General features: G+C 58.8%; 15 protein-coding genes, 1 tRNA gene and 1 pseudogene. 7 read left to right on the top strand and 10 right to left on the bottom strand.

What is annotated here, in order from left to right:
* Position 1 precedes the first annotated feature (1 nt).
* Both D3878_RS10780 and D3878_RS10775 read left to right on the top strand, forming a co-directional pair.
* On the top strand, positions 2-1,018 hold the full coding sequence (locus D3878_RS10780) for a class 1 fructose-bisphosphatase (RefSeq protein WP_119785464.1): 1,017 nt from the start codon (positions 2-4) through the stop codon (positions 1,016-1,018).
* 61 nt (positions 1,019-1,079) lie between these two features.
* Positions 1,080-1,155 (top strand) — tRNA-Thr (locus D3878_RS10775).
* 85 nt (positions 1,156-1,240) lie between these two features.
* Here the strand turns inward: D3878_RS10775 and D3878_RS10770 are convergent.
* A complete protein-coding gene (locus D3878_RS10770; RefSeq protein WP_147383931.1) occupies positions 1,241-1,927 on the bottom strand; it encodes a hypothetical protein in 687 nt (228 codons plus the stop codon).
* A gap of 92 nt (positions 1,928-2,019) precedes the next feature.
* Here D3878_RS10770 and D3878_RS10765 point away from each other — a divergent pair, with 92 nt between their 5' ends.
* Both D3878_RS10765 and D3878_RS10760 read left to right on the top strand, forming a co-directional pair.
* Positions 2,020-3,573 carry a class I SAM-dependent DNA methyltransferase gene (locus D3878_RS10765; protein WP_119785462.1) on the top strand — a complete coding sequence of 518 codons (1,554 nt, stop codon included), beginning with the start codon at positions 2,020-2,022 and terminating at the stop codon, positions 3,571-3,573.
* A complete protein-coding gene (locus D3878_RS10760) occupies positions 3,563-4,810 on the top strand; it encodes a restriction endonuclease subunit S (protein WP_119785461.1) in 1,248 nt (415 codons plus the stop codon). The genes D3878_RS10765 and D3878_RS10760 overlap by 11 nt, the downstream gene beginning before the upstream one ends.
* A gap of 167 nt (positions 4,811-4,977) precedes the next feature.
* Here the strand turns inward: D3878_RS10760 and D3878_RS10755 are convergent, their stop codons facing one another.
* A complete protein-coding gene (locus D3878_RS10755; RefSeq protein ID WP_119785460.1) occupies positions 4,978-6,105 on the bottom strand; it encodes a Fic family protein in 1,128 nt (375 codons plus the stop codon).
* Between the two features lie 113 nt (positions 6,106-6,218).
* On the opposite strand from D3878_RS10755, the gene D3878_RS10750 reads away from it, so the two are divergent.
* Positions 6,219-9,299: a type I restriction endonuclease subunit R gene (locus tag D3878_RS10750; RefSeq protein ID WP_119785459.1), complete on the top strand. Its 3,081-nt coding sequence runs from the start codon at positions 6,219-6,221 to the stop codon at positions 9,297-9,299.
* A gap of 186 nt (positions 9,300-9,485) precedes the next feature.
* On the opposite strand, the gene D3878_RS10745 is transcribed toward D3878_RS10750, so the two are convergent.
* The 3 genes from D3878_RS10745 to D3878_RS10735 form a co-directional block, all read right to left on the bottom strand.
* Complete coding sequence (locus tag D3878_RS10745; RefSeq protein WP_158592241.1) at positions 9,486-10,106, bottom strand: uracil-DNA glycosylase; 621 nt, start codon at positions 10,104-10,106, stop codon at positions 9,486-9,488.
* 458 nt (positions 10,107-10,564) lie between these two features.
* A complete protein-coding gene (locus D3878_RS10740) occupies positions 10,565-11,182 on the bottom strand; it encodes a DinB/UmuC family translesion DNA polymerase (RefSeq protein WP_233556478.1) in 618 nt (205 codons plus the stop codon).
* A 656-nt stretch (positions 11,183-11,838) separates the two neighbouring features.
* Complete coding sequence (locus tag D3878_RS10735; RefSeq protein WP_119785456.1) at positions 11,839-12,579, bottom strand: PEP-CTERM sorting domain-containing protein; 741 nt, start codon at positions 12,577-12,579, stop codon at positions 11,839-11,841.
* Positions 12,580-12,886: 307 nt separating this feature from the next.
* Between D3878_RS10735 and D3878_RS10730 the strand changes: the two are divergent.
* Positions 12,887-13,441, top strand: a pseudogene (locus D3878_RS10730) (recombinase family protein); the annotation flags it as partial.
* On the opposite strand, the gene D3878_RS24330 reads toward D3878_RS10730, so the two are convergent.
* Positions 13,389-16,277, bottom strand: coding sequence for a PLxRFG domain-containing protein (locus tag D3878_RS24330; protein ID WP_147383929.1), 2,889 nt, complete (start codon positions 16,275-16,277; stop codon positions 13,389-13,391). The pseudogene D3878_RS10730 and the gene D3878_RS24330 sit on opposite strands and share 53 nt — an antisense overlap.
* Positions 16,250-17,200 (bottom strand): hypothetical protein, encoded by a 951-nt coding sequence (locus D3878_RS10720; protein ID WP_147383928.1) that lies wholly within the window; start codon positions 17,198-17,200, stop codon positions 16,250-16,252. Before D3878_RS10720 ends, D3878_RS24330 begins: the two co-directional genes overlap by 28 nt.
* A 127-nt stretch (positions 17,201-17,327) precedes the next feature.
* Between D3878_RS10720 and D3878_RS10715 the strand changes: the two genes are divergently transcribed.
* The gene (locus D3878_RS10715) at positions 17,328-17,630 is read left to right on the top strand and encodes a helix-turn-helix domain-containing protein (protein WP_119785452.1); all 303 of its coding nucleotides are present in this window, start codon (positions 17,328-17,330) and stop codon (positions 17,628-17,630) included.
* 122 nt (positions 17,631-17,752) lie between these two features.
* Here D3878_RS10715 and D3878_RS10710 read toward each other — a convergent pair whose 3' ends face one another.
* The 3 genes from D3878_RS10710 to D3878_RS10700 all read right to left on the bottom strand — a co-directional run bounded on the left by D3878_RS10710 (position 17,753) and on the right by D3878_RS10700 (position 22,460).
* Entirely contained in the window at positions 17,753-20,179 is a 2,427-nt protein-coding gene (locus D3878_RS10710) for a DUF3141 domain-containing protein (RefSeq protein ID WP_119787834.1), read from the bottom strand.
* 392 nt (positions 20,180-20,571) lie between these two features.
* Positions 20,572-21,309 (bottom strand): IS6 family transposase, encoded by a 738-nt coding sequence (locus D3878_RS10705; protein WP_119785451.1) that lies wholly within the window; start codon positions 21,307-21,309, stop codon positions 20,572-20,574.
* Between the two features lie 41 nt (positions 21,310-21,350).
* Positions 21,351-22,460 carry a cyanophycinase gene (locus tag D3878_RS10700; RefSeq protein WP_119785450.1) on the bottom strand — a complete coding sequence of 370 codons (1,110 nt, stop codon included), beginning with the start codon at positions 22,458-22,460 and terminating at the stop codon, positions 21,351-21,353.
* Positions 22,461-22,592: the final 132 nt, after the last annotated feature.

Genomic DNA, 22,592 nt, shown 5'->3' with positions numbered 1-22,592 from the left:
CATGACAACCAACACAAAACGTATCAGCCTTACGCAATTCCTGGTCGAAGAACAGCGCCTGCACAACACCGTGTCGGCTGAACTGCGGCTGTTGATCGAAGTCGTCGCCCGTGCCTGCAAGACCATCAGCCACGCGGTCGGCAAGGGCGCCCTGGGCGAAGTGATGGGCAGTGCCGGCAGCGAAAACGTGCAGGGCGAAGTGCAGAAGAAGCTCGACGTCATCTCCAACGAGATCCTGCTGGAAGCCAACGAGTGGGGCGGCCACCTGGCGGCCATGGCATCGGAAGAGATGGAAACCATCCACCTGATTCCGAACCGCTACCCGAAGGGAGAATACCTGATGCTGTTCGATCCGCTCGACGGCTCTTCCAACATCGACGTCAATGTCTCCATCGGCACCATCTTCTCGGTGCTGAAGGCGCCGGAAGGCATGGCTTCGCCGACGGAACAGGATTTCCTGCAGCCGGGCACGCACCAGGTCGCCGCCGGCTATGCCGTGTACGGCCCGCAAACCGTGCTGGTGCTCACCACCGGCAATGGCGTCAACTGCTTCACGCTCGACCGCGAAATGGGTTCGTGGGTGCTGACCCAGCAGAATATCCAGATCCCGGCCGACACCAGGGAATACGCGATCAATGCGTCCAACGCCCGCCACTGGTATGAACCGGTGCAGCGCTACATCGGTGAGCTGCTGGAAGGCAAGGCCGGCCCGCGCGGCGTCGATTTCAATACGCGCTGGATTGCTTCGATGGTGGCCGACGTGCATCGCATCCTCAACCGCGGTGGCATCTTCATGTATCCGGCCGACGCCCGCGAACCGGACAAGCCTGGCAAGCTGCGCCTGATGTACGAAGCCAACCCGATGGCGTTCATCGTCGAGCAGGCCGGCGGCGCCGCCACCAACGGCCCGCAGCGCATCATGGAAATCCAGCCGACCGCGCTGCACCAGCGGGTGGCGGTTTTCCTGGGTTCGAAGAATGAAGTCGAGCGCGTCACAGGCTATCATCAGGAGGCCTGATTGCGCCGGGTGAGGCATTGCTGGCGGAAAGAACGAATTCTTTGCTAAAATAGCGAACTTCGCTGATGTAGCTCAGTTGGTAGAGCAACTGATTCGTAATCAGTAGGTCGGTGGTTCGATTCCTCTCATCAGCACCAGTAATATCAAGGGTTAGCGCTGTAGTAAGTGCTAACCCATTTTTTTTGGTGCTACCAAGGTGCTACTGCCCCTTTGGTCCAGTGTCTAGAAAGCATCAAGAACCCTTGCAACTTTCTCGGCGAGGCTATCCAAATGAGCTGGCCTCCAGCTTGCCCATTTATTTGCTTGGGGCATGGCTAGGCTGGGGATTACCATGACCACCGGCCTGTAATTCCCAAAGTGTAATTCCGTGCTAACGACATCGCTCGTTGGGTTTTCTGGCAGTCTAGGCAAAGGTTGGCCCAAGGATTGCTCTAAAGCAGTCCTGACACTTTGCCCATGAGCAATCAAAATTGGCGGCTGGATCACCTTCAGCAGTGTGTGGAAAATCTCTTCGCCCCTTTTTGTCCCGCCTGCATGCACTTCTTGCGCCAAGTCGCGGCTCATGGGCGTCGAGTAGCAAATGACATTGGTTTCCAGGACTTCATGAATGCCCTGCTGCGCTAGCCGGGTTGTCAGCGTTTCGATGACTGGCCGACTTCTGGATGATTTTCCGTCTCGTACCGCATGGTAAAGCTCATCGCAGGTTTCGCCATTTCGATTGAATAAGGCATCAATATGGCGTTCATGGCTTCCCACCTTTTCGATAGTGAAGGGCGTCGCCTGATTTTTACCAATAATGAAGACTTTCGCATTCTGTGGATCGCGCATTCTCGTCATCCAAGGGCGCGGATATTGCCCATTGTGTGGCAGGGTCAGTTGCTTTATCAGATTTTCAAAGGAAGTGTTCATGGCTGCGTAGACTGACGAGAATTCTTGGGCGTGCGAAGAGTGGATAAGCTAACATTCGTCACTATATTCCTTTTGGCAACATATATTGTTTTATGATCGAAGACATCAAAAAAACCCTCTGGGCCACCGCCGACAAGCTGCGCGCCAATATGGACGCAGCCGAATACAAGCACATCGTGCTCGGCCTGATCTTCCTGAAATACATTTCCGACACCTTCCAGACCCGCCGCGACGACCTGACCCGGCGCTTTATCGACCCCAACGACGACTATTTCATCCCCGACGCCGACCCGGGCCTGTTGGCGAGCGAACCGGAAGAGCGCGACTACTACACCGAAGTCAACGTCTTCTGGGTGCCCGAAGCGGCACGATGGGAAACCCTGCGCGCGCAAGCCAAGCAAGCCGACATCGGCAAGCGCATCGACGACGCCCTGGCCCTGATCGAGACGGAAAACCCCAAGCTCAAGGGCATCCTCGACAAGCGCTACGCCCGCGCCCAGCTCCCCGACGGCAAGCTGGGCGAACTGGTGGACCTGGTGTCCTCCATCGGCTTCAATGCGCCTGGCCAGCAGGCGCGCGACCTGCTCGGGCAAGTGTATGAATACTTCCTCGGCATGTTCGCCAGTGCCGAAGGCAAGCGCGGCGGCCAGTTCTATACGCCGGCCTCCATCGTCAAGACCCTGGTGGCCATCCTCGCGCCGCACCACGGCAAGGTGTACGACCCCTGCTGCGGTTCGGGCGGCATGTTCGTTCAATCGGAAAAATTCATCGAGGCGCACGGCGGCAAGATCGGCGACGTCTCCATCTATGGCCAGGAAGCCAACCCCACCACCTGGCGCCTGGCGGCGATGAACCTCGCCATTCGCGGCATCGACTTCAACCTCGGGCGCGAACCGGCCGATACCTTCGTGCGCAACCAGCACGCGGACCTGCGCGCCGATTTCATTCTGGCCAACCCGCCATTCAATATCTCCGACTGGTGGCACGGCAGCCTGACTGGCGACCCGCGCTGGGTTTATGGCGACCCTCCGCAAGGCAATGCCAATTACGCCTGGTTGCAGCATATGCTTTACCACCTCAAGCCAACAGGCCGTGCCGGCATCGTGTTGGCCAATGGTTCCATGAGTTCCAGCCAAAACAACGAAGGCGTTATCCGCTCTGCAATGGTGGATGCCGACGTGGTCGAAGTGATGGTGGCGTTGCCGGGCCAGTTGTTCTTCAATACCCAGATTCCGGCTTGCCTGTGGTTCCTGGTTAAGCAGAAGACCCACCGTAAGGGTGAGGTGCTGTTCATTGATGCCCGCAAGCAGGCCACCATGATTAGCCGCGTGCAGTCTGAGCTGACTGACGAGGTGATTGAGCGTATCGCGAGCGTTGTGGCTGCTTGGCGCGGCGAGGCAGAGGCTGGTGAGTACCAGGACATTGCTGGCTTCTGCCGCAGCGTCAAGCTGGCTGAAATCGCCCAGCATGGGAATGTGCTGACTCCTGGCCGCTATGTTGGTGCGGAAGAAGTAGAAGACAACGACGAAGACTTCGCCACCAAGATGCAACAGTTCACTGAGAAGTTGGGGGAGCAGATGGCCAAGGGCGTGGAACTGGACCAGCTGATTCGGCAGAAGCTAGGAGGGCTGGGATATGAGTTCTGAGTGGATACGAACCACAATAGGCGAACAGGCAACGCTGCAACGAGGCTTTGACATTACAAAAGCAACGCAGCGCCCAGGTCCTATACCAGTTGTCTCCTCTGCTGGTATCAGCAGTTGGCATGACACAGCGATGGTCAGCGGTCCTGGCGTTGTATTAGGTCGAAAAGGGGTCGTCGGCAGCGTCCATTTCATAAAGGAAGACTATTGGCCGCATGACACATCCCTCTGGGTTAAAGACTTCCACGGAAACGATGCATTGTTTGTCTACTACTTCTTTCTCGCCCATGCGAAAGAACTCAGCGCGCTAGATGTCGGTTCGGCCAATCCAACACTGAACCGGAATCATGTTCATCCCATTGAGGTTTCTTGGCCTACTCCTGAAGAACAATGCAAGATTGCCAGAATTCTCGGCCTCATTGATGACCGCATCGCCCTCCTGCGCGAAATCAACGCCACCCTCGAAGCCATCGTCCAAGCCTTGTTCAAATCCTGGTTCGTGAATTTCGACCCGGTGCGCGCCAAGCAGGAAGACCGTCCGCCGGAAGGAATGGATGCTGTCACTGCCGCGCTCTTCCCGGATGGTTTTGAGGAGTCGGAATTAGGATTAGTGCCCATAGGATGGCAAGTAACTCCTGTAGGCGATGTTATCGAAAGCGTTGGCGGCGGAACCCCGGATACCAAGGAGGCAAGCTATTGGGAGTCCGGCGAGTATTGCTGGACCACGCCAAAAGATCTGTCGGGCATTCAATCTCCCATTTTGCTCGACACTGAACGCAAACTGTCGGCCAAAGGGGTGGCAAAAATAAGTTCGGGGCTTCTGCCCGCTGGAACATTGTTGATGTCTTCGCGTGCGCCGATTGGCTACTTGGCCATTGCACAAATCCCGTTGGCGATTAATCAGGGCTATATTGCCATGCCACCCGGCGGCCAGCTTTCTCCGTTGTTCATGCTGTTCTGGTGCAAGCAAAATATGGAAGCAATCAAGGCACGTGCTAATGGATCAACTTTCATGGAAATCAGTAAAAAGGCTTTTCGACCGATTCCCATGCTCGTTCCACCTTCGCCTGTGCATGAGGCATTTGTAAATATTGCTGGCAGTTTGTTTGAGCGACTGGTCGAAAATGAAAAACAGGCACAAACCCTTTCCAGCTTGCGCGACACCTTGCTCCCCCGCCTGATCTCGGGCCAGCTCCGCCTGCCGGACGCGACTTCGGAAATCGACGTAGCATTGGCTTGATTCTGAATGCCACCTTCATTGCCACAACGTCCGATGGTACGCAACGTTGAAGCAGAAGTTGTTCTGGCGCCCAAGCTGCGTGCCGTTGCGCATCGGCGCAGGGCGCGAGGGGGAGGCGGATTTCGATTGCCGTAATTTTCCAGGGTGGGGCACACGTTTATCGCGGCTTAATCCCTCTTCAACGCATACCGCGTACTTCGCCCCTGTCCGCTGACAAACAGCAGGCCGTGTTCCGCCAGCGCCGTCAGATCGCGCGTCGCGGTCGCCTTTGACGCTCCAGTGATTGCGCCATATTTTTCCGCGCTCAGCCCGCCCTGAAAACCGCTGTCGCCGACATCGAGCAGCTTCTGTATTGCTTTGCGCTGCCGCTCGTTGAGCGGCACGCCGGCATGCTGTGCCCAGAACCGCTGCTTGGCAAGGGCCGCCTGGATGATCTGGCCGGATTTTTCGCAGGCCTCGGCAAACTGGTGGGCGAACCAGGCCACCCAGCCGGTGACGTCCAGTGCGCCGGACTGAGCCTGGTTGAGCGCATCGTAATATGCGCGCCGGTTTTCCCGAAGCTGGCGCGACATGCTGTAAAGGCGCGTGGCGGCGCCCAGATCCTGCGCCAGCGCCAGATCGACGATGGCGCGGCCGATTCTGCCATTGCCATCCTCGAAAGGATGGATGGTCTCGAACCACAAATGCGCCAGGGCGGCGCGGATGAGGCCATCTTCGCCGGCAGTGGCTGATGAATTGAACCAGTCGATAAAGGCGTCCATTTCAGCGGCCACACGTGCCGATGGCGGCGCTTCATAGTGAATGACTTCCTTGCCGGGGCGGCCGCTAATGATTTGCATCGGGTCGGAAAACGAACGGTAGCGGCCCACCTCGATGCGCCGAATGCCGGAAGTGCCGCCGGGGAAGAGCGCAGAATGCCAGCGGCAAAGCCGGTCGGCATCCAGCCTGTCGGCAAATGCGCTGCCGGCGTCATGCATCACATCCACCAGACCGTCCACATTTCTGGCGACCGGGCCGCCTTCGCCCAAGCCGAGTTTACGGGCCACGGACGAACGAACGGCATCCAGGTTCAGGGCTTCGCCTTCAATCGCCGCCGTGGCAATCACCTCGTCGACCCAGATGGCATTCGTGATGCTGGCCAGTTGCTCCAGCCCGATGGCTTCTGCCCGGCCAAGCACGCTGCCTTGCGCTCGTCGGGCCGCACCCAGTTCCGGCGCGAGTGTCGCCAGGTCATAGCGTAGCGCTGGCCAGCCTGGCTGTTGCCAGATGTATTTTGCTGAATGAGGCGAATTCATGTCATTTACGGCTCAATATTTGAGCTGAAAAGATAGCATATTCGGCTCAACAAGGAAGAAAATTTTTAAGCTGCATTATGGTATTGTTATTGCTTGCAAGAATGATACCGATAATGACTGAAGACCAACTCGAACTGGAAACCCTCGGCTGGCTGGCCGATACTGGTTACACGCCCTTGTACGGCCCCGATATCGCGCCCGACGGTGATAGCCCGGAACGCGCCCACTACCGCGAAGTCATCCTTGCCGGCCGCCTGCGCGACGCCATCGCCCGCTTGAATCCTTCGGTGCCGGCGGCCGCGCGCGAGGATGCGCTGCGGCAGGTGCTCAATCTTGACACGCCCGCGCTGCTGCCAGCCAACCGCAACTTCCACCGCATGCTGGTCAATGGCGTACCGGTGGAATACCAAAAAGACGGGGAGACACGCGGCGACTTCGTGCGCCTGATCGACTTTGCCGATGTCACTGCCAACGAATGGCTGGCGATCAATCAGTTCTCGATCAAGGGCGCCAAATATACCCGCCGCCCCGACATCATCCTGTTCATCAATGGTTTTCCGTTGGTTCTGCTGGAGCTGAAGAACCCCGCCGACCAAAATGCCGATATCTGGAAAGCCTTTGACCAGATTGAAACCTACAAGGAACAAATCCCGGATGTGTTCCAGTACAACGAGGTACTGGTGATTTCGGATGGCACCGAGGCGCGCATGGGGGCGTTGTCGGCCACTGCCGAGCGTTACATGGCCTGGCGCACGATTGACGGCATCACGCTTGACCCGCTGGGGCAATTTAACGAGCTGGAAACCCTGGTGCGTGGCGTGCTGGCCCCGGCCTATCTGCTGGATTTCCTGCGTTTCTTTGTGCTGTTCGAGGATGACGGCACGCTGGTCAAGAAGGTCGCCGGCTATCACCAGTTCCATGCAGTGCGGTCAGCGATCAATCAGGTCGTGGCGGCGTCGCGCCCGGATGGCAATCACAAGGGCGGCGTGGTGTGGCATACACAGGGATCTGGCAAGAGCATCACGATGACCTGCTTTGCCGCCCGCGTGATGCGCGAATCGGCGATGGAAAACCCAACCATCGTCGTCATCACCGACCGCAATGACCTCGATGGCCAACTGTTCGGCGTGTTTTCGCTATCGCAGGATTTGTTGCGTGAGCAGCCGGTGCAGGGTGAGACTCGCCAAGACTTGCGCGCCAAGCTGGCCAACCGGCCATCGGGTGGTATCGTTTTTGCCACCATCCAGAAGTTCATGCCTGGCGAGGATGAAGATACATTCCCGGTACTTTCCGACCGCAGCAATATCGTCGTCATCGCTGATGAAGCGCACCGCACGCAGTATGGCTTCGAGGCGAAATTCAAAGGTGATGCCAAGGGCTACCAGGTCGGCTATGCGCAGCATCTGCGCGACGCGCTGCCCAACGCGACTTTCGTCGCCTTTACCGGCACTCCGGTTTCCAGCGAAGACCGCGACACGCGGGCCGTGTTCGGCGACTACATCCACGTCTACGACATGCAGCAAGCGCGCGATGATGGCGCGACGGTGGCGATTTACTATGAATCGCGCCTGGCCAAGCTCGGCTTGAAGGAGGATGAGCTATCGACTATCGATGCCGAGGTCGATGAGTTGGCTGAAGACGAGGAAGGCGACGAACAGGCCAAGCTGAAAAGCAGATGGGCAGCTCTGGAAAAGGTTGTGGGTGCCGCGCCGCGCGTCCATCAAGTGGCCGCAGATCTTGTCGCGCACTTCGAGGAGCGCAACAAGGCGCAAAACGGCAAGGCGATGGTCGTGGCGATGAGCCGCGAGATCTGCGTGCACTTGTACGATGCCCTCGTCGCCTTGTGGCCCGACTGGCATGACGCTGATCCCGAAAAGGGCGCAATTAAGATCGTCATGACCGGCTCGGCCAGCGACAAGGCACTGCTACGCCCGCACATATACTCCAAACAGGTCAAGAAACGGCTGGAAAAGCGGTTTAAAGACCCCGCAGATGCATTAAAGCTGGTGATCGTGAGGGACATGTGGTTGACCGGCTTTGACGCGCCCTGCGTGCATACGCTGTACGTGGACAAGCCGATGAAGGGCCATAACCTGATGCAGGCGATTGCGCGCGTAAACCGCGTGTTCCGCGACAAGCAGGGCGGCTTGGTGGTCGATTACATCGGCATTGCCAACGACCTGAAGCAGGCCCTCAAGGAATATACCGCCAGCAACGGGCGTGGCCGGCCGACTGTCGATGCGCATGAGGCGTATGCGGTCATGGAAGAAAAGTTGGACGTGTTGCGCGCCATGTTGCATAGTTTTGACTATAGCGGTTTCCTGACTGGCGGGCACGGCTTGCTGGCCAAGGCCGCCAATCATGTCCTCGGCGTCCAGGATGGCAAGAAGCGCTTTGCTGACACCGCCTTGGCCATGTCCAAGGCATTCACGCTGTGCTGCACGCTGGATGAGGCCAAGGCAGCACGGGAAGAAGTGGCGTTTTTCCAGGCGGTGAAGGTGCTGCTGACCAAAAAAGATATCAGCGCCAAAAAACTGGCCGACGAGGAACGGGAGCTGGCGGTTCGCCAGATCATCGACTCGGCAGTGGTGTCCACCGAAGTGGTCGATATTTTCGGTGCAGCGGGGCTGGACAAGCCAAACATCGGGATTCTCGATGACGATTTCCTGAACGAAGTGCGCAATCTGCCGGAGAGAAATCTTGCCGTGGAATTGCTGGAGCGGCTGCTGGAAGGGGAAATCAAGAGCCGCTTCGCCAGCAACCTGGTGCAGAACAATAAATTCTCGGAGTTGCTTGCCAACGTCATCAAGCGGTATCAGAACCGCTCGATTGAAACCGCGCAGGTGATCGAGGAATTAATCGAGATGGCCAAGAAATTCCAGGAGGCGGCTGACCGGGGCGCGGACTTGGGCTTGAATTCCGATGAATTGGCCTTTTATGATGCACTGGCCAACAATGAGGACTCTGTGCGGGAGTTGGGCGACGAGACACTTAAAAAGATCGCCCATGAACTGGCGGAAAGCTTGCGCCAGAATGTCAGTGTGGATTGGTCCGTGCGGGAAAGCGTGCGGGCGAAATTGCGGCTGATGGTCAAGCGCATCCTGCGCAAGTACAAGTACCCGCCGGTGAAGCGGGAAGAGGCAGTGCAACTGGTGCTGGCGCAGGCGGAGACGCTCAGTGCGGAGTGGGCGTGACCGCGACCAGCACTTTCCTGTATAAGTCGTAACTTTATCCGACAGGGTGTGTCAGATGGCGAAATTCCGAGTTCGTCCCCAGGCTGCCGAAATTCGTTGGCCCACTCACATGCATGGCACCCGATTGACTGCTATGGAATTTTTGAAGTTGGGCAGTCAAAATCGGCAGCCTGGGTCAAAATCGCGTCAGCGACAACACTTATACGCCTCTTCCCATTGCCTGGGTATCAAGTCCCACATTGCCCGTTTGATGGAGCGCACCTTGGGAGAGGGATGGGCTGACGTGAAGATTCTCAGGTTCATGCCTTCCAGAAGCTTTTGAGCACGTCCGGCCTTACCACCCACCAGAACCACGGTCTTGATTTTTGGCAGCAACAGCAACAGGTCGTTCAACTCTTCCACACCAGAGCGGCACTCGGCAACCGTCATGCTGATGGTTCCGTTCCAGCCTGGTATCACGTTCCATAGCACCACCCGCTTTCTGGGAATACCGGCCGCAACCATGAAGTTGAATGTCGCTTCAGCCGTTGGATCATCGTTGTTACGCGAGATGAAGCCAGATCCTTGCTTCTTGCCAGTGGGCGAAGTCATGGGGCCGGGCTTTTCCATCAGAAACAGCATGTCCGCTTCTACCCCGCCATCCATCGGGTCAAAGTCCTGAAATTCCCACGTCGGATGCTTTGCTCTCAAGCTCTCTACATACTGCGTTAATGGAGCAATGTGAGCTTCCCCAAGCATCTGGCGACGAAGAGCTATCGCTCCAGGCAATCGCAATAAGCGAGGCACGTCTTCAATTTTGTTCGTCATATTCACCATCTTTCTACAGGCGAAAAATTACTCGATACTCCCGGGGCATCCATCCCCTCATCTGAAAAAACTGACTACACTTTATGCTTGTTGGAGCTCGTCGGTAGGCACGCATTGAGTTGGTCCATCCCACTCATCGAGCGTCCACTTTCGCCCCTCAAAAGTACAAGTGTCAGGAATCTGTGCTGTCATTTTTATTTTTCATCAACTTCCGGCAATTGGGGTCCGCGCCTCATTGAATCAAGAAAGCCAAGTGTCTTAACATTGTTGCATTACCATCGAAGCAATATTTTGATAATGAGCAATTAGCAACATCTGACACCACAGTGGTACTGGTGGAGCGAGCAGTTGGTGGCGGCGCAGGCCGGCGCGAAAGTGGTCTTCCTGTCCAAGCAGCCGAAAGCAACCGCCTGAGGGTGGCCTCTCCTCGGAAGTCAAAGACAAGCTACACATGCCGGTCACCTCGCCAGCGCCACCGGCATCTCCTCCCACCGCGTCGTAAACCGGGGACTCCTGTTTTCCGACCTCATGCTCCAGCGCCGCTGCATGCCGGCCGCCCCCACCATCACGGTATTTCGCCCATACGCCCGATTCAGGGTATCGACGGCCCGCATCACGGCGGCCGACTGGACAGCGCCCTTCCCCTCCGGGTCGAACAGCGACGCCTGCCTTATGCCTGCCGGCGACAGCTCAAGCAGCATGACGCCAGCCTTCTTGTAGGCATAGCCTGGCCGATAGATGCGCTTCAAACCCGCCAGCGCGGCGGCCGTCAGCCATCGGGTATCACTGGTCGCCTCTGCAAGCGGCATCACCACGCCGTTGCCGTACTGCCTGTCCTGCGGCCGGAACTGGTTGGTATGGATAAAGACGTAGACGGCGCCGCACACGGCATGCTGATGCCGCAGCTTTTCGGCAGCGCGCGTCATGTAGGTCGCTACCGCCTCATTGAGTTCATCGAGCACAAGCACCATCTGGCCGAAGGAGCGCGAGGTAACGATTTGCTGTTTGGGCGGCACGGCATCTTCCAGCGCCAGGCAGGAAATGCCACGCAACTCATTTCCGGTGCGTTCCATCATCACGCCGAACTGCGCCCGCAACCACTTGGGCGACGCCGCGCGCAACCCTGTGCATTACCTGTGCATGGACCGTAGGCGTTTCCTGTAGATTACACAATGGAAAGGTCTGTGAATAGATTTCCATATCGGTTTTTGAGCAGCGCAACATTTCTGATATGAATCAGTACCTTACCAATATTTCCTATGAGATATCCACCGAGTTGCGCACAGAATTTGTGTGTAACTTATGCCGAATTTTTAAGCATTGCATTGACGGGCCGGAAAACAGACGAATTCGTACAGGCCGCCCGAAACCGTTGCCGAATGGTCGGCGTGGAGCGACCGCGCCGACCACCCGCACCGTCAAGCGCACTTGATACAAATCAATATCTCAAATGCAAGGAACACTGGGTGACGAAATGTCTTGTATAGTTCCGCCCATGCAACTTTTGGAGTGAGACAAAGTTTTCAAAAGAATAGGTTGCATCCACCGGAGCTGGCGGTCGGCAATAATACCGGCACCAAATACCAAGCCCTCCCTTCTGCGGAGGGCTTTTCAATTGCAGCTCAGCTTTGAGCCGACCCCTGATTGCGCATTCGCATTCCCGCCAGAAAACGACGGCTTAAAAACAAAAAAGCCCGCACTCGGCGGGCTTCGCTGCCATGGCTATGTTGGTTTAGACGTTCTTACTTTTCTCCGACTTGCGACGGGATGCGATAAAGCCGAACAGACCAACACTGAGCAGGGCAAGAGATGCTGGCTCTGGGACCTGATGAACATCATTGGTAATGATACGGAAGTTTCCAATATGAGACGTATCCCCGCTACTTGTGTCGCCTGCAAAGGCTCCAAAATAGTAACGCTGAACGAAGAACCCAGATGGATCGTTACCATTTGAAACCATCAATACTTGGTCCCCGGTAGCATCCGTAGTTGAAAGTCCAGTAGGCAGAAAATCAACAATTAGTCCTCCCCCTGAAAAATTAAAACTATTGGTGATGGTAAAAGCCAATTCATAGTTGTATGGGATGTTATCGCCCGTTGGCACTGCCGGCGTTGAATTGGTAGCAATTGTAGTGAAAGGGCTTGCTGCAATTGTGCCGCCGTTGTTTGTTGTTGCTGCTAAGGAGATGGTAAAAGATAAAGGCAAATCGTTTGCCTGACCTAAGTCGTAGGCCAGAATATCTCCCGGATTAAGAGTAAATGCAGGAAGATTCTTATAAATGAAGCCCATATGAGGATCATAGAAAGCGGGACAGCCGAATGGGATGCAATTTACAGGTCCGAAGGAGTTGGTTCCTTGCACTGTAATGACGGCTGCTTGCGCGCTCATTGATACAAACAGCGCAGCTACAACGGTAAAGACGTTTAGCCTCCAGCCTCTCATGATGTGAACAAATCGCTTTATTGCTTTCATAAAGTTCTCTCCTTTTTCATAAGTTTGGGAAATTAGTAATAGCAAGTTTAATACCACCTTGATAAATCAATGAGTTACGAGAAGCGCGCCTGCTCAGTGTAAAACTTCTCGACATGCAGAATTGGGAGATGACGCGGAGGATATTAACCATTGCATGCCGGAATAACTATTTATTGGCCCGTTGGAAACCGACCGTTTGCCAACAGGGTCGGATTGATGCCGATCAGACTGTTGAAAAAGTAGGCTTTCGACTTTCCGGCATGTTGGATATTCTCCAGCTACCTTTCCAACACGTCGGGAACATCATATGGCGACATTCGCATACACCAGGGTCAGCTCTACCGGGCAGACCGTCCAGAACCAGCGGCTTGAGATCGAACGCGCCGGCTACCAGGTCGATTACTGGTTTGCCGACGAAGGCATCAGCGGCGCGATCCCGGCGGCGCAACGACCGCAGTTCAAAGCGATGTTGGATAAAATCCGCGATGGCGAGACATTGATCGTCAGCCGGCTCGACCGGCTCGGGCGTGATGCCATGGATGTCACCGCGACGGTCAAGGCGCTGGCCAAGCGCAAGATCAAGGTCATCGTGCTGCAACTCGGCCAGCTCGACCTGGCATCCGCTGCCGGCAAGCTGATGATGGCGATGCTCGGGGCCGTGGCCGAGATGGAGCGCGACCTGCTGATCGAGCGTACCCAAGCTGGCCTAGAGCGCGCCAAGGCCGAAGGGAAGGTGCTCGGCCGGCCGGCCAAGACCACGTCGGAGCAGCGCGCCAGCATCATCCAGGCGCACGGCAAGGGCACGTCCATCAGCGCACTGGCGCGGCAGTTCGACGTGGCGCGGGCGACCATCCTGGCCATCGTGAAGCCGCAGCAGGACGCCGTGGCGGCGCCGGCGCAACAGCCGCCCGCCGATGCCACACCGAAGGCCCATAAGCGCGCTGGGAAGCCCGCTGCGGCCCGCATGGCTGTTGAATCGAACATGGCGCAGCGCGTGACCCTGGAACAGAAGCATGGCCAACGTCGCCTGCCCGCCGTCTGACCAGGCGGAGCAGGAATACGGCACCGGCTACTGATCTGCGCCAAGGACCCGCCACCGGCCCCAGCGCGGCGGCCAGCCACGACTCGGCCAGGTGCTGGCCTTCCAGCCCTTCCTGCACGTCCGGCAGCAGCAGGCGGTCCAGGCCCACGCGCCCGGAAATATCCCACGGCGTCAGGCGGCTGAGACCATGCACCATGACTTCGGCGGTCTTGTCGCCGAAGGTCTCGGCCAGCAGGTTGCGCAGGGCCACTTCGGCATCCCACGGCTCGTCATCGTCGTGGCCCAACAGCGACGCCAGGGCCAGGAGCGGCCCCACCACCGGCAGGCCGAGGGCGCCGGCGGCCAGCGCATGCGTGACCAGGAGGCCGGCGAAGGTCTTGGCGGCCTGGCGGTCGCCGCGCACGGCCAGTTGCGCATTGTGTCCCAGCGTGAAGATCATGTTTTGCGCATACTGCTTGAACAGCAGCAGCACGCGGGCGACGTTGCCCTGCATGATGCGCGGGCGATTGCCGGCGCTGTAATCGAACTGCGACGCATACACGTCCTCGACCGCGCGGGCATAGGTGCCGGCGTGGTCGGCGCCGCCCTGGCGCGCCAGACGGTAGGCCGCCAGCAGGGCGGCCTGGCGGTTGAAGCGCTCGGCGTGATGGAACATGAACGAGGCGATCTTCATGACCGGGCGCAGCTTGCCCCACAGCTTGTGGTCTTCGCCCTGGGCGATGCCGGCCAGGTCATGCGCCATCGACACGTCCACGGCGCCGTCCTTGATGGCTTGCTGGATCATGGCCAGCTCGTCGCCGGCCAACATTTCGGCGAGGCTGTTCTTGCTCTTGGCCACACTGCTGGCCGCCGTCAGCAGCGCGGCTGCTGCGCGGCCGAAGCCGTACTTGCCGCCCAGGATCGGCAGGGCCACCAGCGGCACCTGCGTCAGGTTGACCGCCGCCGAGGCCGGCGACAGGCCGAGATAGAACAGGAAGCCGGCCGAGGTCAGCGCGGTCGCCAGCGGGTGGCTGTTGGGGTTGAGGTAGGCGTCATGGCGCTTGTGCATTTCGTCGATGACCTGCTGCGCGGCGACCTGGTCGTAATCCTCGACTTGGGCGTTGGCATCGGCGTGTTCCTGCATGTCGTCCAGGCGTTCGCTCAACTGGTCGGCGTAGCGCAGCTTGGCCAGGTAGCGCGCGCCGTGGAACATGTTGTGGGCGAAGGCGCGGCGGGCGTCCTGCGAAAAGCCCGGCGTGCCCTTGCGGTGGATGCCGTGCTTGGCCCAGGACAGGTCGGGCAGGCTGGTCAGGTAGAGCTGGTTGATGGCGTCCTGCAGCTCGGGGCCGACGCCGGACTGGCCGAGCACGCCGAACAGTTCCTTCAAGAAGCCGCGTCCGACCATGTCGCGCGCGGCGTTGAATTTGGCGCGGCGCGTCACCTTGCTGACCACGTAGCCGCGATTGGCCGGGTACTGCGCAAGCAGCTTGGCGCGCAGCGCCTCGGCCTCGGCCAGGGTTTCGGCGAAATGCACCGCTTCGCCATGGTGGCCGTTGTCGTCCGATACGCGCACCAGGTAATCGCCGAAGCGGGCCAGCGGGAAATACACGCCCTTGACGCGGCCGAAGAATTCGCTGTCCATGCGGGCCAGCAATTGCGCACGGTGCGGATGGTCCGGCAGCGCGCGCAGGATGCGCTCGCGCACGGCGTCCTTGACCGCCTGGTAATGCGTCTCGTAGGCGGCGCGGGCCTCGCGGTAGAGCGTCTGGGCGGCGTGCGAAAGGGCCTCGAAGCGGGTCTTCAAGCCCCGGTACAGGGCCGGGATGACGCCCGGCGGCATCGGCTTGTCGGGGTCGATTTCGTAGCGGGTGGCGTCGTGCATCAGTTCGGCCAGTTTACCCGCGTCTGGCAGCTTGCCCCAGCGGTCGGCCAGGGCATCGGCGGCGGCGCCGGCGGCGTTCTTGTCGGCGTCCATGCGCATGACCAGGTTGCTGTATTGCTCCATCAGGTCGGTCTGGCCGGGGCTGGTCTGGAACAGCGGGCCGAAGTAGTCGACCAGCTGGCGCCGCCCTAGCATTTGCAGGCCGATGCCTCGGTAATGGGCCAGGCGGGCGCCGAGGCCAAGCTTTCCGCCGGTGGCGGCGGCCGCGCCGCGTGCCAGCAGACCATCGTCGTCGCCGATGGAAAACAGCGGGATGCCGCGCAGGTGCTTGCTGGCAACGATGGTGTTTAAGCCGCCGACGCCAGTGTAGCCGCCCAGGCCGGTGTAGTAGCCCAGGCTGATTTCTGGGGTGAAGCCGGCGTCGATGTAGTCTTCCAGGGTGCCGCCGGCCGAATGGCGCACGATGATGCCCAGGTCATGCTCGGCGGCAAAGGCTTCGGCGGCCTGTGCGGCGGCCAGGCCGTCGCGCAGCACGACTACATTGCCGTCGTCGTCGAGGGCGTAGGTGGTGGCTGTTTCGCCGGGGTAGGTGGCTTGCTCGAAGGCCGCCAGCGCACGACGTAAGGCGCGCGCGGTGTCCACGTCCCGTAGGGCCGGGGCGGCGTCGCGGTAGCGTGGATCGTCTCGGACGGCAGCGGGTAGCTTGTCATATTGCTCAGTATAGGTGTGATTGGTCTTGCGGGGGAGCAGCGCTCCGCCCGCCGTGTCTATACTGGAAGTGCCGTCAGCTCCCATACCGTGGCGCGTACCCGTAGACGCGGCTTGCGTAGGCAGGACGGGATCGAAAACTCCTCCCTGTCCGCCTGACGGCCTTTTCTCGAACTCGGTTGAGGAGTGAACTGCAGTTGATCACATATCTTCGGCTTGACACTACACGCGGTCGACTGCAAGACCTGCATCAAAGGCTTGGCCGACGCCCTGGTGCTGATCGGCTGGCTTGAAGATTTTGTACGTTCTGGAGGGGATGGTAACTCAATGCCCGCCCGATGTTGCTGCCAGTGCCGACTGCAATAGCCCAGGCCATAGTGCTTGCGGTTGCAGTCCGGCAGCGAACAGCTTCGCTCCCCCGGCGCAGCAAATTCACTAAGGTCGGTCGATCGGTCGGCATACCGAGCGTTAGATGTGTAGGCCTCCAGTAGGCGGGTAACCCGCTCGATGCTCCTGCATTTGGTCAGCACCAAAAACTCCAGCATCAGTTTCACATCGACTTGATCGTAATGGAGGTGCTTAAGCTGAAGCTTTTCAGCGAGTGCCAAGCGCCGTTGAATAAAGCGGTGCAACACGTCGACTCGTTCTGCCTTTTCGCCGACAATGCGTCCACCAATGAAAGAGAACAGCCGACCTATTCGGGAAAGGCCCCAAACGTTGACATAATAAATAGCTTTCGACCCATTTTTGACGAGACCATTAGGGTTATTGCGCGGGTTCTTTTCCGGCACTACGCTATCAACGCCCATACGTTTAAGGATGTCGACGCACTTCTCGATCATCGCGTAATCGCAATTGGTCCAAATCACCTTTGGCACTACCCGCAGAGTCTGCGTCCGGTTTTTGCGGCGATTTACCAGCAAACAGATGCTGCCTTCGCCTTCTAGGAAGCCAATCAGCCACCCGATGTCGAGTCCGCTAACCCTAGCTTTCGTTGTGTTGGTGGCCATATTGGTCCTGGTCATATTGCAAAGACGTATTCCGCGCAATTCCGAAGACACCACTAAGTAATACTAAGCATTCCTTAGTGTTAGGTCAACCAAATACTCAGATTATCTTAGCCTTTAGGGGCCAAGAATGTCTGTGTTCACGAAGAGACTGAAGGAAGCGCGCACTCGCGCCGGCCTGTCCCAGGAGCGCTTGGGCGTTATGGCAGACATCGACGAGATGTCATCGAGTGCACGGATGAATCAGTATGAGCGCGGAAAGCACGAGCCTGACTTCTCAATGGTCGAGCGCATCGCCAAAGCGCTCAACGTGCCCGAGTCCTACTTTTACGCGAAGGATGATGAAGCTGCTTGGCTGCTGGTGGTATTTCATCGAATGTCGCCGTCGGACCGCCACAAGTTGGTCGGCGTGGCGCGCGAGATGGTCTCATGATTTCGCAGCGGCCTTCGGTCCCTCGCGACATTGCAGGACCACGTACTGCCGCCATACCTGGAATCCGCCGGCATTACACGCTGGTGGTGTTGACTCTGGACCGGCTCGGGCGTAACGCCGAATCAGGTGTCGCGCAGCTTGCGTGTGGTGCGTGATCGCGGAGTACTGGCCTTGCCGCTGTTTGACTTGCGACGGGTGCCGCTGCTTTGCCTGTCCGGAGACTCGGCGACCGGGGCATCGCTCTCGTTGGCTGCTTGCGGCTCGGCCGTCACGGAGACCGGAACGGGCGACTCGGGTTCGTTCGTGCCGGCCAGCTGGGCGTCCGGCATGGCATCACCGGGCGGAGACGGCGGCGCGGGCGCCGTCGGGCGGGCGCGCAGGAACAGAGCCCTGATGCGCTCGAAGCGATTCGCGGCATGGACGCTGAGCTCGCCACTGGCCGCCAACACATGCTTGATGTGATCGAGATGCGCATCGATCTCAGCGGCGCTCTGCCCCTCGAGCAGGGCCGGGATCGCTTCCAGCGCCGCCTCCCGGTCATGCTTGAGGATGAAGAACTGCTCGCGCAGAAGGTGCTTGAAGTTGGCCAGCGGGATGCCTGGCTCCAGCTTCGCACGCGCGGCGCGCATCCGCTTGAAATTGCGTTCGTCGGTGGCAGGCGCCCCGCCCAACACATAGATGATCGAGCGCATCACCGCCTCGTGCCTGCCACCTTCGGCGATACGAACGCGCAGCTCGGCCTGCCGGCGCTCGATGAAGCGCCGATGCTCGAGCTCGGTGCCGGGGCGGCGGCGATTCACATGGGCGTCGCCGCCGATGCCGACGAGAGCCTGCAGCAGCGGCTGGCCATAGATATCCAGAAAGAGCCGCTCGCTGGACCTGTCGCGCAGGTCGCGCCAGGCATCGAGGCCGCGGGTGATCTGGTCGGAAAAGAGACTCTCGGCCATGCGGAAGACATTGTCCTCGCCGACCGGATTCCGATCGGCCCGCACCTTCTCGGCCAGCACTGGCAGTGGCGCCGTCAGTGGGTTGCGGTCGGAAAGCAGCTCGTAGCCCAGGCGGTTGGGATGCATGCGCCGCATCCATTTCGCCGACTCGGGCGTCGCCAGCGCGCGGATCCAGGGCTGCACGAACAAGCGATAGAGGCCCAGGTTGATCTCGGAGATGCGGGCCACGGTGGCGAAGCGGGTGTCATCTTCGGGACGATGCTGGATCTCCCGGTCAAGCTCCTCCACGGTGCGCGACGTGAACTCCAGCAGGTACTCGCGCTCGATCAGTCCGGCATCGCTGCGCTCATCGGCGCGGGAAATCGAGGCTTCGTAGAGTCCTGGCGGCAGCACGTCGATGTAGTCCATGTTGGCGGTGAACTCGGTATGTTCCTTGCGCGAGACGCTGCCCGATACGAAGATGCCCAGGTGACCGGTGGTGTCATGCACGCAGTAGACGATGGTCTGCTCGTTGGCGATGATGTCGTCGACCCCTTCATAGAGGTCGCGCACCCAGCCCAGGGCTTGGGGCGGCGGGGTAATGTCGTCGCCCCGCGAGCAGAATACCACCACCGGCGAACGCACGTTGCTCAGGTCGATGCGACGCCCGTCGGAGGTCACCAACTGGGCGGTGGAGAGCCGGTTGCCGACGAACAGGTTGTCGACGATGTACTGGATCTCCTCACCGCCGAGCACCACGTGGTCACCCCACCAGCGCTCGAACTCCAGATAGCGCCTGCCCTCGATATCCACGCTGTTGAACAACCGGTACTGCTTGGTCCACCAGGTGTTGGCCGGGTTGAGGTTTTCGAAGTTCTGCACCAGCCAGGCACCGTCGAACAGCCCGCTGCCCAGGTCGCTCAACAGCGAGGTCATCCAGCTGCCGCCGGTCATGCCGCCGGTGTAGCGCATCGGCGCCTTGCCGCGTTCGCCAGCCCAGTAGGAAAGCGGTGTGCCGGCGATCAGGATAGGACCGAAGAGGTCCGGCTCCAGAGCCGCGGCCATCATGATCTGCCAGCCGGCCTGGCAGTTGCCCACCACTATGGGCTTTTCCGAGGTTTCCGGATGACGTTCGATGACGTGACGCAGAAAGGCGGCCTCCCCGACGACCACGTCTTCTACCGTCTGCCCCGGCTCAGGATAGGGCAGAAAGCCGATGAAGTAGCAGGGATGCCCGGCGCGCAGGGCCACGCCGATCTCGCTGTCGGACTTGAAGCCACCGATGCCGGGGCCATGCCCAGCCCGCGGGTCCACTACCACGAAAGGTCGCATCAGCGGGTCGATCTTGATGCTCGCGGGGGGTAGGATCCGCAGCAGTTCATAGTTGACCGGCCGCGGCAGCTTGCGACCGTCCATCAGCACCTCGGTCTCGAAGCGCATCACGCTGGGCTTGGTCTTCTCGATATGCTCGAGGTACTGGTTACCCCGACGGCGCATGACATCCATGTAGAGCACGCTGCGCTCCAGTGCATCCCGCCAGTAGTCGAAGGCGGAACGTCCGAAACCGAACGGATCCATGAAGGCCAGCACGGCTGCCGAAGGTGTCGGTATCAGGGAATTCATTTTGGACTCCATGAGTTGCCATGGCGGATGGCAAGCGACATTCGCCACGAAAGTCGAATTTGCTGCAATGCACTATAGTTCAGGATATGGGTTCCGACAGCATAGGTTACATTTTTTTAAATTCAAGTTGTTGGGCGATGATTCGGTACCAATCGGGGCCAAATTTATGCGCTGCTACATGGTAGACGCCGTTTCGCAGAGTCAGTACGAATCAAGCATGTTGACCCAAAAACCAAGCATTAACCAAGGGACAGCATGTTCCTAATATGCCAGTGAACTATCCGGAAGTGTTGGCCGGGCTTTCCGCCGCAAAACTTCGTTCCCCTAAGCCCTGCAAACGGCACTGTCAACTTAACGTAGCTAAAGCAAAGAGAGGGCTGGTCGGCCGGTGCTCACCCTGCGGTAGACGGATTTTGGGTGCCGCCGGTGATGTGATGCCACACAGCGAAGCGTTTGGTCAGCTGAATACGATGCTGCGCGGCGCCGAGGCGCTGGCGGTTAATCGCGAAATGTTGGCGGATCGGCCCGAAGCTGGACAGGAATTGTTGTGTCCGTCTCGCTGAACGAAAACCCTTCATGCGCCGCTCCCGTTCCCGTGTCGGCTGGTGGCTATTCTCGGCCCGGTTGTTGACCCGGGCCGCTGCTTTCACGAATACATGCTTGACGCCGTCGAGGGCTGGCAGCTCTGCTTTCGCGGCCGGATAACTGCGCAACTGGTCAGTGACGATCTTTCGTGGCCCATTCGGATATTGGGCCAGCAGCCGCTGGAAGAAGCGTTTGGTGGCGGCTTTGTCGCGGCGTTTTTGCAGCAGGATATCGAGTTCGGCCCCATGCTGGTCGACGGCACGCCATAACAGGTAAGGTTCACCGTCGATGTTGACGAAGACTTCGTCCAGATGCCAGGTCGTACCGGGCACCGGTCGCACCTGCTTCGCTTGCCGTGCAAACTGCCGACCGAACTTGTCACACCACCGCCGGATCGTCTCATAGCTCACTATCACGCCGCGCTCAAAGAGCAGCTCTTCGATATCCCGCAAACTGAGCTGGAATCTGAAATACCAGCGCACGGCACAACTGATGACCGCTCCGGGGAAACGATGGCGATGATAAAGGGCTTTGGGTGTCTTCATCGATCAACTTTACCAGCGTTGATCATTAACGTGACAATGCCTCAGTAAGGGTTATTGCCCGGCCCATACAGCACGCCACGTTGGACATACAGGGAGTACGTACTACCGCCACCGTTCCGCAGCCAGTTGACCATGTCGAAGTGGCCCCCTGCCGCCTGAGTGAGCTTATCAACCTGTACCGACGAGACTTCGAGCGGGGTTTTAGGCTTGACAATCAAGGAAGTGCCCGGGTCTTGCGGCAGTTGCAAGAAGTACGCAGCCCCAGTTCCGCCGCTGTTGGCACGCACGGTGGCGATGTCACCATCGATCACGACGGCAGTTCCCTCGTCGACACCGATGGCCCGTGCAGCACTCCAGGGCATACCGTCTTTAATCATCCTCGCCAGAAAGGTCACCAGGCGTCCCATGCGGTCGCGGCTCACCAGATGGGCATCCACGATCGTATTCTGGAGTTTGGGAATGGTCTCCAGGAACGTGTCGTCAAGGGTGAGCCTGCGGTGATACGGGTTGCTGAGCGCATCTGACGAAGTGATCGTGCCGTACTGTGCCGAAAAATCTACAGCGCCCAACACGGCGAGGCCCGCGCTCGTTCCGCCGATAGGCACGTTTTTCGGAAGCAGCACAGTCCTGATAATCGCCTCGACGGAAGTCTGGTTCCACTGACCGATGTAGCTCCACTGGTCGCCTCCGGCGATGAACAACACGTCTGCCCCGAGCATGACGCTCGTGACCTTCGGATCGTTAGCCCCATTTGGAGTTTTGATGACAAGGGTTTCGACCGAATCGACGCCGTCCATGGTGAACAAGTATGGGTTGTAGCCATCTGCACCTGAAGCGCGGATGACGACGACATCAATCTTGTTGGTGGCGCTACCTCCAGCCTTGGCAATCATGTCCTTGAAGGCCTGATCAACGTCGAGCCCGCCACCCATCAGCACAGTCATCTGCGATGTAGGCTGACTGGGTGACCTATCGGTTGAATTACCCGTGAGGTAAAAATCGAAGTCTTTGGTGCTGAGGGTAGGCTTGGCGCCAGTTCCGCTGCCGCCGCCCGCCGCCTGCACAGGAGAAATAAGAACAAACGAAGCGGCGGCCAGAGCCAGTAGGTCGCGAGCCAATCCAAGCCAAGCGCGGCGTGTAGGATTTTTCATCTTTTTATTCCTATGCGTTAAGTTGATGGCGGCCAGACTACTGGGATACCTTGATCAACGAAATTTGCGGACTTGTCTTGATAAATAGGTTTGCGTAGTGCGAACGACAGTATCGTCCGACAGCACAGTAAC

The sequence above is a fragment of the Noviherbaspirillum sedimenti genome (assembly GCF_003590835.1).
In the GTDB taxonomy this organism is placed as follows: Bacteria; Pseudomonadota; Gammaproteobacteria; order Burkholderiales; family Burkholderiaceae_D; genus Paucimonas; species Paucimonas sedimenti.
The sequence above is the reverse complement of the archived record's forward strand: the minus strand, read 5'-3'. Positions and strand labels throughout refer to the sequence as shown.

What these genes read in the sequence shown, in the direction of transcription:
- D3878_RS10780 (WP_119785464.1), top strand. Translation starts at nt 2, where the DNA reads ATGACAACCAACACAAAACGTATCAGCCTTACGCAATTCCTGGTCGAA.
- D3878_RS10770 (WP_147383931.1), bottom strand. Translation starts at nt 1,927, where the DNA reads ATGAACACTTCCTTTGAAAATCTGATAAAGCAACTGACCCTGCCACAC.
- D3878_RS10765 (WP_119785462.1), top strand. Translation starts at nt 2,020, where the DNA reads ATGATCGAAGACATCAAAAAAACCCTCTGGGCCACCGCCGACAAGCTG.
- D3878_RS10760 (WP_119785461.1), top strand. Translation starts at nt 3,563, where the DNA reads ATGAGTTCTGAGTGGATACGAACCACAATAGGCGAACAGGCAACGCTG.
- D3878_RS10755 (WP_119785460.1), bottom strand. Translation starts at nt 6,105, where the DNA reads ATGAATTCGCCTCATTCAGCAAAATACATCTGGCAACAGCCAGGCTGG.
- D3878_RS10750 (WP_119785459.1), top strand. Translation starts at nt 6,219, where the DNA reads ATGACTGAAGACCAACTCGAACTGGAAACCCTCGGCTGGCTGGCCGAT.
- D3878_RS10745 (WP_158592241.1), bottom strand. Translation starts at nt 10,106, where the DNA reads ATGACGAACAAAATTGAAGACGTGCCTCGCTTATTGCGATTGCCTGGA.
- D3878_RS10740 (WP_233556478.1), bottom strand. Translation starts at nt 11,182, where the DNA reads ATGATGGAACGCACCGGAAATGAGTTGCGTGGCATTTCCTGCCTGGCG.
- D3878_RS10735 (WP_119785456.1), bottom strand. Translation starts at nt 12,579, where the DNA reads ATGAAAGCAATAAAGCGATTTGTTCACATCATGAGAGGCTGGAGGCTA.
- D3878_RS24330 (WP_147383929.1), bottom strand. Translation starts at nt 16,277, where the DNA reads ATGGGAGCTGACGGCACTTCCAGTATAGACACGGCGGGCGGAGCGCTG.
- D3878_RS10720 (WP_147383928.1), bottom strand. Translation starts at nt 17,200, where the DNA reads ATGGCCACCAACACAACGAAAGCTAGGGTTAGCGGACTCGACATCGGG.
- D3878_RS10715 (WP_119785452.1), top strand. Translation starts at nt 17,328, where the DNA reads ATGTCTGTGTTCACGAAGAGACTGAAGGAAGCGCGCACTCGCGCCGGC.
- D3878_RS10710 (WP_119787834.1), bottom strand. Translation starts at nt 20,179, where the DNA reads ATGAATTCCCTGATACCGACACCTTCGGCAGCCGTGCTGGCCTTCATG.
- D3878_RS10705 (WP_119785451.1), bottom strand. Translation starts at nt 21,309, where the DNA reads ATGAAGACACCCAAAGCCCTTTATCATCGCCATCGTTTCCCCGGAGCG.
- D3878_RS10700 (WP_119785450.1), bottom strand. Translation starts at nt 22,460, where the DNA reads ATGAAAAATCCTACACGCCGCGCTTGGCTTGGATTGGCTCGCGACCTA.